The organism is Curtobacterium sp. 314Chir4.1 (genome assembly GCF_900215175.1).
Lineage (GTDB): Bacteria > Actinomycetota > Actinomycetes > Actinomycetales > Microbacteriaceae > Curtobacterium > Curtobacterium pusillum_A.
This window is the reverse complement of the sequence record NZ_OCMI01000005.1, coordinates 32,568-44,564: the sequence shown is the minus strand read 5'-3', so window position 1 is coordinate 44,564 and position 11,997 is coordinate 32,568. Positions and strand designations below refer to the sequence as shown.

At 72.3% G+C, this 11,997-nt stretch carries 13 protein-coding genes; 9 read left to right on the top strand and 4 right to left on the bottom strand.

Annotation, left to right across the window (positions count from 1 at the left end; genetic code table 11):
- The first annotated feature begins 20 nt into the window (after positions 1 to 20).
- Complete coding sequence (locus CRP27_RS16065; protein WP_097181632.1) at positions 21 to 803, top strand: endonuclease/exonuclease/phosphatase family protein; 783 nt, start codon at positions 21 to 23, stop codon at positions 801 to 803.
- Positions 804 to 830: 27 nt separating this feature from the next.
- Here the strand turns inward: CRP27_RS16065 and CRP27_RS16060 are convergent, their stop codons facing one another.
- The gene (locus CRP27_RS16060; RefSeq protein WP_097181631.1) at positions 831 to 1,559 is read right to left on the bottom strand and encodes a hypothetical protein; all 729 of its coding nucleotides are present in this window, start codon (positions 1,557 to 1,559) and stop codon (positions 831 to 833) included.
- A gap of 134 nt (positions 1,560 to 1,693) precedes the next feature.
- Here CRP27_RS16060 and CRP27_RS16055 point away from each other — a divergent pair, with 134 nt between their 5' ends.
- From CRP27_RS16055 to CRP27_RS16035, 5 genes are all read left to right on the top strand, one after another.
- A complete protein-coding gene (locus tag CRP27_RS16055) occupies positions 1,694 to 2,401 on the top strand; it encodes a GntR family transcriptional regulator (RefSeq protein ID WP_097181630.1) in 708 nt (235 codons plus the stop codon).
- Positions 2,402 to 2,403: 2 nt separating this feature from the next.
- Positions 2,404 to 3,423, top strand: coding sequence for an ADP-ribosylglycohydrolase family protein (locus tag CRP27_RS16050; RefSeq protein ID WP_097181629.1), 1,020 nt, complete (start codon positions 2,404 to 2,406; stop codon positions 3,421 to 3,423).
- 70 nt (positions 3,424 to 3,493) lie between these two features.
- Positions 3,494 to 4,981 (top strand): cytosine permease, encoded by a 1,488-nt coding sequence (locus CRP27_RS16045; protein WP_097181628.1) that lies wholly within the window; start codon positions 3,494 to 3,496, stop codon positions 4,979 to 4,981.
- A complete protein-coding gene (locus CRP27_RS16040; protein ID WP_097181627.1) occupies positions 4,981 to 5,913 on the top strand; it encodes a PfkB family carbohydrate kinase in 933 nt (310 codons plus the stop codon). The genes CRP27_RS16045 and CRP27_RS16040 overlap by 1 nt, the downstream gene beginning before the upstream one ends.
- A 99-nt stretch (positions 5,914 to 6,012) precedes the next feature.
- Entirely contained in the window at positions 6,013 to 6,912 is a 900-nt protein-coding gene (locus tag CRP27_RS16035; protein ID WP_097181626.1) for an SDR family oxidoreductase, read from the top strand.
- Positions 6,913 to 7,069: 157 nt separating this feature from the next.
- Here the strand turns inward: CRP27_RS16035 and CRP27_RS16030 are convergent, their stop codons facing one another.
- Entirely contained in the window at positions 7,070 to 7,393 is a 324-nt protein-coding gene (locus CRP27_RS16030) for a hypothetical protein (RefSeq protein ID WP_097181625.1), read from the bottom strand.
- A gap of 168 nt (positions 7,394 to 7,561) precedes the next feature.
- Between CRP27_RS16030 and CRP27_RS16025 the strand changes: the two genes are divergently transcribed.
- Positions 7,562 to 8,236 (top strand): TetR/AcrR family transcriptional regulator, encoded by a 675-nt coding sequence (locus tag CRP27_RS16025; RefSeq protein WP_097181624.1) that lies wholly within the window; start codon positions 7,562 to 7,564, stop codon positions 8,234 to 8,236.
- A 9-nt stretch (positions 8,237 to 8,245) separates the two neighbouring features.
- On the opposite strand, the gene CRP27_RS16020 is transcribed toward CRP27_RS16025, so the two are convergent.
- Both CRP27_RS16020 and CRP27_RS16015 read right to left on the bottom strand, forming a co-directional pair.
- Positions 8,246 to 9,754, bottom strand: coding sequence for a threonine/serine exporter ThrE family protein (locus CRP27_RS16020; protein ID WP_097181623.1), 1,509 nt, complete (start codon positions 9,752 to 9,754; stop codon positions 8,246 to 8,248).
- A gap of 99 nt (positions 9,755 to 9,853) precedes the next feature.
- Positions 9,854 to 10,294, bottom strand: coding sequence for an OsmC family peroxiredoxin (locus tag CRP27_RS16015; RefSeq protein WP_097181622.1), 441 nt, complete (start codon positions 10,292 to 10,294; stop codon positions 9,854 to 9,856).
- A gap of 161 nt (positions 10,295 to 10,455) precedes the next feature.
- Here CRP27_RS16015 and CRP27_RS16010 point away from each other — a divergent pair, with 161 nt between their 5' ends.
- A complete protein-coding gene (locus CRP27_RS16010) occupies positions 10,456 to 11,508 on the top strand; it encodes an NAD(P)-dependent alcohol dehydrogenase (RefSeq protein ID WP_097181621.1) in 1,053 nt (350 codons plus the stop codon).
- An 87-nt stretch (positions 11,509 to 11,595) separates the two neighbouring features.
- A complete protein-coding gene (locus CRP27_RS16005; RefSeq protein ID WP_097181620.1) occupies positions 11,596 to 11,946 on the top strand; it encodes a hypothetical protein in 351 nt (116 codons plus the stop codon).
- The last annotated feature ends 51 nt before the right edge of the window (positions 11,947 to 11,997 follow it).

The following is an 11,997-nucleotide window of genomic DNA, read 5'->3' as shown; positions in this document are numbered from 1 at the left end:
GGGCTCGGTACGTTCGAGGGGTGAGCAACGCAGCGCGTCCGATCACCCTGATGACCTACAACATCAAGAACCCGGATCCCGCGCACGACTGGCCGGCCCGGCTCCCCGTGCTCCTCGACGTCATCCGCCGGCACGACCCCGACCTCGTGTGCGTGCAGGAGGCCTTCGCCCACCAGATGGACGACCTCCGCGCGGGGCTGCCGGGCCACGGTGACGTCGGGCAGGGCCGCGAGGGCGACACCGCGGGTGAGCACGCCGCGGTGTTCTTCCGACGCAGCCGGCTCCGCCCGGTCGACGAGGGGACGTTCTGGCTGTCGGACACTCCCGACGAGCCCGTCTCGAACACGTGGGGGAGCCTGTTCCCCCGGGTCGCGAACCACGCACGGTTCCTCGACGCCGAGGGTGACGCGTTCACCCTGCTGACCACGCACCTCGACCACGAGGTCGGTCCGCACGGCGACGAGGTCCGGGCGAAGAGTGCCGCACTCATCGTCGAACGCCTCAGCGCGACGGACGGACCCGTCGTCGTCGCGGGGGACTGCAACGAGCCCGCCGGTGCGGGCTCGGCGTCGACGGTGTTCGCGGACGCGGGCTACGAGGACGCGTGGGTGCTCGGCGGCGACCCGGACGACCGGACCGCGACGTTCAACGACTGGGAGCCGCCGGTCGACTCGGGGGAACGCATCGACTGGGTGCTGACGCGGGGGTTCACCGCCGTGGACCGTGTGGTGATCGACCGCGACGGCCCCGAGACGTGGTTCGCGAGCGACCACTTCCCGGTCGTGGCGACGCTCCGGGTCTGAACGGTCCCGTCGCTGCCGGGAGTCGGGTCAGCAGGTGCGCTGGGCGTGCACCGGCATCGGTGAGCCGAGCACCGTGACCGTGGTGTCGTCCGTGAGCGCCGAGACGCCGTTCGTGCCCTCGGTGTCGGAGTAGTCCTCGGGTGCCCAGCCCTCCTGGAGCAGGAGCTGCCAGGCCTTCGCGTCGTCCGAGCCGAACGACATCCGGTCGGACTTCGGGGCGTCCGTGATCGCGTCGTGGATGTCGTCACCGACCTGCACGCCGTCGGGCCCGGTCAGCTCGACGTCGTCGCCGAATCGGGAGCGGACGTCCTCGCGCAGCACCCGGACCTCCACCGCGTTGCCGGCCTGCGCCGGGGTGGTGAGGGCGGCCACGCGGATCGCACCGCCCCACGTGTAGGTGGTGCCGGACGGGAAGCACGCGCCGCCGTCGCCCTCGGCCGTCTGGGTGCGGGACGGGGTGCCGAGCAGGCGGTTGAGCAGGCTCACGGTGGTGCGGGAGTCCCGCATCGATGCCTCGACCACGGTCTTCTCGCCCCGGCGGAACACCAGCGACTCGGCGTCGAGCTCGATCGAGTCGACCCGCTTGAGCTTGGCGGTGGTGACGTGGGCGGCGTCCTGGTGCGTCGTGCCGTCCGGCGCGACCTCGGCCGCGGAGGCCGGTGCGGCGCCGATGCCGGACGTGCCGTCGACGACGAACGTGCCGGCCGAGAAGGCCAGCACGGCGGCGCTCAACGCCAGCACGGTCCGGAAGGTCACCCCTCGACGGTACGACGTCGATCCCGTCTGAACGACGGGTGTTACCGAATCGGAGCCGGGCAGTGACCGGACCGTGACCTTTCGGAGGCAGTCGACACTCACTGGACAGGTCTTGTACATGTACCATCGGTGCCATGCCCGTCTCATCGAAGCGACGCCTCGTCGCCGACGCCCTCCGCGACGCGATCGCGACGGGCCGCTACGTCCCCGGGGAGCGCCTCCCCGGTGAGCACGACCTCGCCGAGCGCTACGCGGTCAGCCGCGGCACCGTCCGTGCGGCGCTCGCCGACCTCGCCGACGACGAGTACATCGCGACGCACGGCGGCATCGGTTCGGTGGTCACCTTCGACGGTGCTGCGCTCGACCCCCGCGCCGGTTGGGCGCGCTCGATCGCGGGGAGCGGCACCGAGGTGCGCGCGTCGACCCTGCGGATCGAGCGGATCGTGGACGCCGAACTCGCGAGCCTCGTGGACGCCGATCCCGCACTCGTCGCCGTGGACCGGGTGCGCTCGGTCGTGGACGGCCCCCACGTGTCCTACGAGCGGAGCCTCGTGCCGCGCATCGGCCGCCTGGACCGCGCCGTCGAGGACGGTCTCGTCGACGGCTCGCTGAGCGCCACCATCGAGGCCGCGGGGCTCGTCCCGGCCCGGGCGGAGCAGTGGATCGACGTGCGTCCGCTGGACGACGCCGAGGCGGCCGTGCTCGACCGGACACCCGGCACGCCGTTCCTGCACAGCCGACGGGTCTCCCGCACGGCCGACGGCGCCTTCGTCGAGGCCGTCGACAGCCTGCTCGACCCCGAGCGCTTCCGTATCCACATGCGCTTCGGGCAAGGACGATGACGATGACCGACAGCACGATCCACGACCGCGCCCTCGCCGCGTTCCAGGGCCTCGCGATCGGCGACGCCCTCGGGATGCCGACCCAGTCGATGTCGCTGCAGCAGATCCGCGAGGACCACGGCCGCATCACGGGCTTCGTCGACGCCGGCCCCCGGCAGCGCATCGCCCACGGCATGCCCGCCGCGAGCATCACCGACGACACCGAACAGGCCGTGCTCGTCGCCCGACTGCTCGTCGAGGGGAACGGCCGGCTCGACCCGACGCGGTTCGCCGAGGCACTCGTCGACTGGGAGCGCGGGATGGCGGCCAAGGGGTCGCTCGACCTGCTCGGACCCAGCACGAAGACGGCCGTCCAACGCATCCTCGACGGTGTCCCCGTGTCCGAAGCGGGATCGACGGGCACCACCAACGGGGCCGCGATGCGCATCACCCCGGTCGGCATCACCACGACCGCCGACGACCTCGACGTGCTCGTCGACGCCGTGCAGGACGCGTCGCGCGTCACCCACGACACCGGCCTCGGCATCGCCGGGGCGTCGGCGATCGCCGCCGCCGTCAGCGCCGGGATCGACGGCGCATCCCGCGCGGAGGCACTCGCCGTCGCCGTGGCCGCGGCGCGGATCGGTGAACGGCGCGGGCACTGGATCGCCGGTGCGTCCATCGCCGACAAGACCGCCTGGGCCCGCGGATGGCTGCCCACGGTGCCGGCTCCGGACCGCGTCACGGCGATCGACGGCGTGATCGGCACGAGCGTCGCGAGCCAGGAGTCCGTCGTGGCGGCACTCGCCCTGGTGTCCCTCGACCTGGACCCGTGGGAGACGCTCTGCACGGCCGCGAGCACCGGTGGCGACACCGACACGATCGCAGCCATGGCGGGCGCGGTGCTCGGTGCGGTGCACGGGGCGTCGGCGTGGTCCTCCGAGGCGGTCGCGCGGGTCGAGTCCGTCAACGACATCCGGTTCGCGGAGGTCGTGTCCCCCCTGCTGGGACTCCGCTTGAACAGCGCGACCAGCAGCCACTAGCCCCGGTCGGTGGCGACCCCCACGAGCCACCGCCCGGTCCCGAAACCCTTCCGACGACGTAAGAGGAACCATGGCAGACACCCCGAGCTCGGGAACCCTCACCAGCATCGAGCAGCGCGGCATCGAACCCGTGCCCGCTGCCGAGCGCACCGGGCAGGCCGGCGCACTGTTCTGGGTGTGGTTCGCCGCCAACATCTCCATCCTCGGGCTGCCCCTCGGCGCGACCCTGGTGGCGTTCCAGCACCTGAACATCTGGCAGGCGCTGCTCGTCGCGGTGATCGGCGCCGCCGGGTCGTTCGCCGTGGTCGGCGTGATCTCGATCGCCGGTCGTCGGGGCGGTGCACCCGGCCTGACCCTGAGCCGGGCGGTCTTCGGCGTCCGCGGCAACATCGGACCGACGTTCGTCTCGCTGCTGTCCCGCCTCGGCTGGGAGACCGTCAACACCACGACGGCGGCCTTCGTGCTCCTGTCGCTCTTCACGATCCTCTTCGGGACGGACGGCGACGCGAAGCACAACCCGGTGCTGACGATCGTCGCGATCCTCGTGTTCGTCGTGGCGACCGTGCTCATCTCCGGCCTCGGGCACGCGTTCATCGTCGCCGTGCAGCGGTGGGCGACGTGGGTCTTCGGCGCCCTGAACGTCTTCGTCGCCGTGTTCCTGGTCGTCCGCGTCGACTGGCACGTCGTCGGGAGCGCCCCCGCCGGGCCGTTCGCCGCGATGGCGATCGGCATCGGCACGATCGCGGCGGGCACCGGCATCGGCTGGGCGACCGCGGGTGCGGACATCGCCCGGTACTCGAAGACCAGCGTGCGCGCCGGCAAGCTCGTCGGCGCGAGTGCCGCCGGGGCCGGCATCCCCCTCGTCGTCCTCGTCGGGCTCGGTGCGCTCGTGTCCGCCGGCGACCCCACCCTGGCGCAGGCCGGGGACCCGGTCGCCGCGATCCGCGACCTGCTCCCCGGGTGGATGGCGGTCCCGTACCTCATCGCGGCGTTCGGCGGCCTGCTGCTGTCGAACCACCTCTCGGTGTACTCCGCGAGCCTCACCACGCTGACCCTCGGCATCAAGGTGCCCCGGGTGTGGGCGGTCACGGTCGACGTCGTCGTGACGTTCCTCGGCGCGATGTACTTCATGCTCGTCGCCGACGGCTTCTACGCGCCGTTCATCACCTTCATCTCCGTCCTCGCCGTCCCGATCACCGCCTGGCTCGGGGTCTTCATCGCCGACATCGTCCGCCGCACCTGGTACGACCCCGAGGCGCTGCTCGACCTCCGCGCCGGTGGCCGCTACTGGTACTCCGGCGGCATCGCCTGGCGGGCCGTCATCGCCTGGGCCGTCGCGATCGTCGTCGGGTTCCTGTTCACGAGCGTGCAGGTCGGGGACGCCGACCCGGTGTTCGTCGGGGCGTTCGCCAGCACCTGGATCGGCGCGAACGGGCTCGGCTGGATCGTCACGTTCATCGTCGCCGCCGCGGTCTACGTGCTCACCGGTGGTCCGAGGGGCGCCCTGCACGCGCCGGCCGACGAGTCTGCTCCGCTGCCCGCGACGGAGCACGCCTGATGCCCCGCCTGGTCTCGGTCGGCAACGTCATCGTCGACATCGTGATGCGCGTCGGCGAGCTGCCCGACCCGGGCGGCGACGTGATCGCGTCCTCGTCGGAGATCACGGCCGGTGGCGGTCTGAACACGATGGTGGCCGCACGACGCGACGGGCTCGAGGTGGTCTTCGCCGGCCAGTACGGCACCGGCCCGTTCGGCGACGTCGTCCGTCGGGCGCTCGTCGACGCCGACGTCCAGGTCCTGCAGCCCGGTCTGACCGACCAGGACAGCGGGTACTGCGTCGCGCTCGTCGACGCCTCCACCGAGCGCACCTTCGTCACGAGCGTCGGTGCCGAGGGGCGGCTCGGCACCCCCGAGCTCGCCCGGGTCGAGCTGCGCGACGACGACACGCTGTTCGTGTCCGGCTACGGCCTCGCCCACCCGGAGAACGGCCGTGCGATCGCAGCCTGGATCCCGACGATCCCGGCATCGGTCCGCGTCGTCTTCGACCCGTCGCCGCTCGTCGCCACGCTGGACCGGCAGGTGGTCGCGCCCGTCACGGCGCGTGCGGACATCGTCTCCGCGAACGCCCGGGAGGCCCGGCTCACGTCCCCGGGATCGGCCGACCTCCGCCAGGCGGTCACCGCCATGGCCGCGGTCGCGCGGGGCACGGTGCTGGTGCGTGACGGCGGTGCCGGCTGCTGGGTGGCGGACCCGTCGCTCCCCGACGGTCCCGTCCTCGTGCCGGGGTTCGCGGTCGAGGCCGTCGACACGAACGGCGCCGGTGACGCGCACGGCGGCGTGCTCGTCGCGGCGCTCTCCCGCGGGGAACACCTGCTCGACGCGGTCCGCCGCGCCAACGCCGCCGCCGCGATCGCGGTGTCGCGACCCGGGCCGGCGACCGCGCCCACGCGGGCCGAGACCGACGCCTTCCTGGCCACGCACCCGGCCTGACGGGTCCGCCGGGGCCGCGCCGTGCCTCCAGTCCGGGTCGCGCACCGGGGGACACGCGTCTGGACGGACGGAGGCGACCGCCTGCGTACCGTCGGTGCCATGACGGACCAGTACAGCAAGCAGGACCCGACGACGATGTACGCCGACAAGAAGCCCGACGAGCAGTACCTGCCGGGTGCCGGCACCGACGCCGAGATGGCGGAGAACGTCCCGGCGGACCACGGCGAGGACACCTACCGCGGCTCCGGTCGGCTCGAGGGCCGCAAGGCACTCATCACCGGAGGCGACTCGGGCATCGGCGCCGCCGTCGCGATCGCCTACGCACGTGAAGGCGCCGACGTGGCCATCTCGTACCTCCCCGAGGAGCAGGAGGACGCCGACCGCATCGTGGCCCTCATCGAGGCGGCCGGCCGCAAGGCCGTGGCGCTCCCCGGCGACATCACGTCGCTGGCATTCTGCGAGCAGCTCGTCGCCGACGCGGTCGAGCAGCTCGGTGGACTCGACATCCTCGTGAACAACGCGGGCAAGCAGCAGAACGTCGAGTCGATCGTGGACATCTCCGACGAGGAGTTCGACGAGACCTTCAAGACGAACGCCTACGCGACCTTCCGCATCACCAAGGCCGCCGTGCCGCACCTGCAGCCCGGTTCGACGATCATCAACACGACCTCGATCCAGGCGTACGCGCCGTCACCGCACCTCGTGCACTACGCGGCGACGAAGTCCACCGTGAACAACCTGGCGAAGGGCCTCGCGGCGCAGCTCGCGCCGAAGGGCATCCGCGTCAACGCCGTGGCACCCGGTCCGATCTGGACCCCGCTGCAGCCCGCCGGCGGACAGCCGCCGGAGGCCCTGCCGACCGCCGGCGAGCAGACCTACCTCGGTCGCTGGGGTCAGCCGGCCGAGCTCGCGCCGGCGTACGTGTTCCTGGCGAGCGGCGAGTCGTCGTACGTCGTCGGCGAGACGCTCCACGTCGACGGCGGGATGCCGACGCCGTAGGGCTCCGGCGCACATCGCGTCGCACGCGAGACGCCGCGTCGTACGCGAGACGCCGCGGCGTACGCGAAACGCCGCATCGACAGCGAGACACCGCCGGATCCGGCGGTGTCTCGCTGCGTGTGGGGCGTCTCGCGCGTTGTGCGGCGTCAGCAGGGCGTCAGCACGGCGTCGTGCACGTGCGCGCCATGCGCTCGAGGAGCTCGCGGGCCGAGAGCGCCGCCGCCAGCTCGACCTCGACGGGGTTGATGCCGACGGCGCGTTCGAACTCGCGACGACGGGCCTGGTCCGCGATCGCGACCTCGGGGCGCTGCGGCAGGACGGCGATCGCCCGGGCCGCGGCGTCGAACGCGCCGACCGGGCGACCGAGCTGCTCCCACATCGTCCGGACGTCGTGCGCGACCTGGTCGGGATCGCCGCCGAACTCGAAGCCGGCCGAGGCCATGGTCGCGAGTCCCTGCGCGGTGGGGTCGTTCGGGGTCATGGCGGCATCGTCACACGGATCCCCGCGAACGTGCTGCGAACCGGTGTCTTGTCCCCCGACATGCCGACACCCGGACCGGGGATTCTGGTGTCCCCCGATCTCCGTTTGGATGGAGGTGCCCCCAGAGGGCGACTCGGACAGGACGTCCGGGGACCGACGGAGGGCACGATGCTCGAACACACCAGCGCGGACACGCAGGCGGCAGCCGCCGCGGCCGCCACCCTGCACCTGCGGATCACGATCGTGGGGGCGACCGTCGACCTGCTCCGGGACGTCCCGTTCCACGAGGCCGACCCCGAGAAGGTCGCCGAACGCCTCGGCATCTCCGCCGACGAACTCCGGCAGCACTTCCCCTCGTGGGACGGACTCGTGCTGGCGGCGGTCGACCGGTGGAACGGCGGCCGGATGGACGAGGTCACGCGCGAGGTCGGCGACGGGTCCACCGTGCAGCTCCTCCGCGCGATCGTCGCCTCGAACGCCGAGGACCCCGCGCTCATGCGACTGCTCGTCGCGCTGCTGTCGGTCGCGGGCAACCCGCAGCACCCGATGGCCACGTACCTGCGCTCGCGGTACCAGCTCTTCTACGCGCAGATCAAGCGCGGGCTCGAGCACGACATCGCCGTGGGCCGCGCTCCGCACACGATGGACCCCCGTCGCGGGGCCGAGCAGCTCATCGCCCTGTACGAGGGGCTCCAGCTGCAGGCGCTCCTGCGCTCGGACCTCGACCTCGTGCCGGCCTTCGACCGCGCCGTCGCCCGGCTCGAGCGCGGCTGGATGGAGCGCTACGAGCCGCAGGCCGCACGTCGACTGTCGACGTGGAGCGACGGCGGCTGGGAGCTCTGAGGGGCGTCCTCAGCGCGGTCGTGGGCCGCGGGGCACCGAACCGTCCCCCGGGTCGTAGCCCGAGTCGCGGATGACGCGCAGCGCCGTCGTGTCGTTGTGGACGGAGTGCACGACCACCCTCCGCGCGCGGCGCAGTGCCCGCCGGGCACCGGGGGTCGCGACGAGCCCGCCGAGCACGAGCCCGGCGCCGATCCCCAGGGCCACCGACACCGCGGCGACGAAGTCCAGCGCTGCACTCGACGAGCCGGACATGAAGTTCAGCAGTGCGTTCGACACGGCGACACCGGGCAGCAGGGCGCCGCAGAACGCCGGGACCGCGATGGCCGCGACCGCTGTCCGCATCCGGGCTGCGGCGATGGTCGACAGCACGCCCAGCAGGACCGCGGCGAGGAACGTCGCGCCGAGCAGCGGGATGCCGAGGTCGCGCAGGCCCCGGAGCGCCGCTCCCGCCGCGACGGAGAACACCACGGCGACGGGGATGACACGGGCACTGGCCTGCTGCACGAAGCAGTTCGCGGCCGCCGACACGACGGTCAGCGCCAGGGAGGCCCAGAGCGGCAGGGTCTGCGTCACGATGCCGGACGGGTCGACCTCGATGTGCAGCCACTTCGTCACGGCGATCCCGGCCGGCACCCCGACGACGATCGCCGCGATGATCAACCCGATGTAGAACGCCCGGGCGACGGCCATCGCGCGGAACCCGGAGATCGCGTCCTGCGCCCAGGTGACGAGTGACGGGTGTGGGAGCAGCAGCACCACGAGCGCCGCCACCATCGTCGCGGCCTGGCCGGGGTGCAGCACGCCGGCCCAGATCGCGAGCGTGCCGATCGCCGACGCCACCGCGCCCTGCGCCCCGGACACGAAGAACTGCGGGAAGCCCCGGCCGGTCAGCCACCGTCCGGAGACGATGATCCCGAGCATGAGCACGAAGGCTCCGAGCCCCGCGCGCCACCCGCCACCGGCCTGCATCGAGATCGAGATGCCGAGGATCGACAGCCCCACGTCCGCCATCCACCGCGGCCACCGCGGCGGCAGGCGGAGCACCGCGACCAGCGCGTTCACCGCCGAGGTCATGTCGCGCTCGTCGTGCACGAGGTCGTCGACGATCTGGTTCGCCCGCGCCAGCCGGTCCAGGTCGGAGCCGTCGGACTGCACGGTCCGGACCTTCACGAGCGGCGGGGTGTCCGCCGGGGCGTACTGGATCGTGACCGAGCTGCCGGAGAAGTCGAGGTCGAGCGGCGCGAGGTTCCACTTCGTCGACACGGCGACCACGGCTGTCTCGACGCTGCGGGTGTCCGCACCGGAGGCGAGCATCACCTCTGCGAGGTCGAGGCAGAAGTCGACGATCTGCACGGGCGAGTACTGCTCGCGTGGTCGGGTGTCCGGGGCGACGTCCTCGTAGATCGTGCCGCGCAGTCGGGCGCGGGCATCGCGGATGTCGTGCTGCGCCAGGTTGCGGACGCGGGGCCGGGGGAGGCGGCCGGGTCTGGGGGCACCGGGGAGGGACTGCTCGGCCATCCCGCCATGGTGCCAGTCACGTTCTCCACGGGACCGGTGGACGGACGGGAGGCGCGGTGCCAGCTGGCACCGCGCCTCCCGTCCGTCCGATGGTGCGGACTACTGCTCGAGCGTCGCGTGCAGCGTGATGTCGACCCCGGTCAGCGCCTTGCTGACGGGGCACGTCGCCTTGGCGTCGTCGGCTGCCTTGCGGAAGGCCGCCTCGTCGATGCCGGAGACCTCGCCGCTGACGGTGAGGACGATGCCGGTGAGCTTGAAGCCGCCGGCGCTGTCCGGGCCGAGCGAGACGTCGGCCTTGACGTCGAGGGCCTCGACCGTGCCGCCGGCCTCGCCGAGGATCGCGGAGAACTGCATGGCGTAGCAGGCGGAGTGCGCTGCGGCGATGAGCTCCTCGGGGCTGGTGGTGCCGTCGGCGTCCTCGGCGGCGCGCTTCGGGAACGAGACGTCGTACGTGCCGACCTTGGAGCTGGAGAGTTCGACCTGGCCGGAGCCGTCGTTCAGGCCGCCGTTCCAGGCGGTGCGTGCGGTGCGCGTGGGCATGGCCGCTCCTTTCGTGTGGGGAGGGGTCCCGAGCGGGACCGTCGCAGCCGAGTCAAGCGGAGAACGATCGTTCTCGCAACCGGCTCACGGGGAAGACGCAGGTTTCGACGTCGGTGATTTATGCAACAGGTGTAGCGTGGATGGCGTTCAAAGGAGTCCCCATGCGCGCCGTCGTGTTCGAGCAGTACCAGACCTTCCCGTCCCTCACGGAGGTCCCGAAGCCCACTCCGGGCCCGGGGGAGGTGCTGCTCAAGGTCGCCGGTGCTGGAGCCTGCCACTCCGACGTCGCCGTGTACCGCGAGTTCCAGGAGGGACAGCCGGGTGCCCAGGCTCCCGCGTTCGTCCTCGGGCACGAGAACTCCGGCTGGGTCGAGGAACTCGGCGACGGCGTCACGGGCTTCACCGTCGGAGACGCCTACCTCGTCTACGGACCGGTCGGCTGCGGGCACTGCTCGTACTGCTCGAAGGGGCAGGACACCTACTGCGAGAACGCCGCCACGAACCCGTACATGGGCATCGGCCTCGGGCGTGACGGCGGCATGGCCGAGTACGTCACCGTCCCGGCCCGCAACCTCGTGCCGCTCGGGGACGCCGATCCCGTCGCCGCCGCGCCGCTCAGCGACGCGGCCCTGACGCCGTACCACGCGATCAAGAACGCCCTGCCGAACCTGGCGGGCGGTGGCAAGTACGCTCTCGTCGTCGGCCTCGGGGGACTCGGGCAGATCGCCGTGCAGATCCTCACCGCGCTGACCGGTGCGACCGTCATCGCCACGGACGTCAAGCAGGACGCCATGGACCGTGCGGCTGCCCGCGGGGCGATCACCGTGCCGGGGGGACCCGACCAGGTCGCCGCGATCCGCGAGATCACCGGTGGTCGCGGAGTGGACGCGGCGTTCGACTTCGTCGGGGCCACCCCGACCATCAAGGCCGCCCAGGCGTCGATGGCCGTCGGTGGTCGCTTCACGGTCGTCGGTATCGCCGGCGGCACCACCGAGTGGAACTTCTTCGCGACGCCGTACGAGTCGACGATCACGAACACCTACTGGGGCACCATCGAGGACCTGCACGAGGTCGTCGCCATGTACCGCGCCGGGCAGATCGTCCCGGACGTCGAGCGGTACGCCCTGGACGACGCACTCGAGGCCTACCGGAAGCTCGAGGCCGGCGAGCTCTCGGGCCGCGCGGTGGTCGTGCCCTCCGCTGCCGCCGTCTGACGATCCGGTAACGGTTCCCGCACTTCGTCGGGCTCCTCGGTATCGTGGTGACACGGTGCGAGGGGCGCACCGGGGTGGGAGCCGATCATGGCGAAGAATCCGGACTACTCGGCGGCGGTCGGCCGCCCGCGAACGGCGGACGGCGACGGCGGTCAGCTCACGATGGGGCTGCCCTACGACGCCCCGACCGCTGGTGCCGGAGCGGCCGAAGCCGTCCCGGTCAGCCGGGCCGGAGTCGTCTGGCGGATCGTCGCGTCGCTCGTGCTCGCCGCCATCGGGATCAACGCGATCGTGCGGTCCGTCCCGCTGTGGCAGACCGCCAACGTCGACGGAGCGAGCGGCGCCTGGGTCGGGGCACTCGCACTGCTCGTCCTGGCCGCGCTCGCGCTGGCGTACCCGATCGTCAACGTCGTGCGGTGGGTCCGCGCGAAGCGGTAGTCACCGTGCCGGAAGAGCCGCAACGCTACCGGCCCCCGCGTCTCGACGACG

Excerpts from the sequence above, each read along its gene's own strand:
- CRP27_RS16025 (WP_097181624.1), top strand. The coding sequence starts at position 7,562 with ATGCTCGAACACACCAGCGCGGACACGCAGGCGGCAGCCGCCGCGGCC.
- CRP27_RS16030 (WP_097181625.1), bottom strand. The coding sequence starts at position 7,393 with ATGACCCCGAACGACCCCACCGCGCAGGGACTCGCGACCATGGCCTCG.
- CRP27_RS16015 (WP_097181622.1), bottom strand. The coding sequence starts at position 10,294 with ATGCCCACGCGCACCGCACGCACCGCCTGGAACGGCGGCCTGAACGAC.
- CRP27_RS16035 (WP_097181626.1), top strand. The coding sequence starts at position 6,013 with ATGACGGACCAGTACAGCAAGCAGGACCCGACGACGATGTACGCCGAC.
- CRP27_RS16045 (WP_097181628.1), top strand. The coding sequence starts at position 3,494 with ATGGCAGACACCCCGAGCTCGGGAACCCTCACCAGCATCGAGCAGCGC.
- CRP27_RS16010 (WP_097181621.1), top strand. The coding sequence starts at position 10,456 with ATGCGCGCCGTCGTGTTCGAGCAGTACCAGACCTTCCCGTCCCTCACG.
- CRP27_RS16020 (WP_097181623.1), bottom strand. The coding sequence starts at position 9,754 with ATGGCCGAGCAGTCCCTCCCCGGTGCCCCCAGACCCGGCCGCCTCCCC.
- CRP27_RS16005 (WP_097181620.1), top strand. The coding sequence starts at position 11,596 with ATGGCGAAGAATCCGGACTACTCGGCGGCGGTCGGCCGCCCGCGAACG.
- CRP27_RS16055 (WP_097181630.1), top strand. The coding sequence starts at position 1,694 with ATGCCCGTCTCATCGAAGCGACGCCTCGTCGCCGACGCCCTCCGCGAC.
- CRP27_RS16040 (WP_097181627.1), top strand. The coding sequence starts at position 4,981 with ATGCCCCGCCTGGTCTCGGTCGGCAACGTCATCGTCGACATCGTGATG.
- CRP27_RS16050 (WP_097181629.1), top strand. The coding sequence starts at position 2,404 with ATGACCGACAGCACGATCCACGACCGCGCCCTCGCCGCGTTCCAGGGC.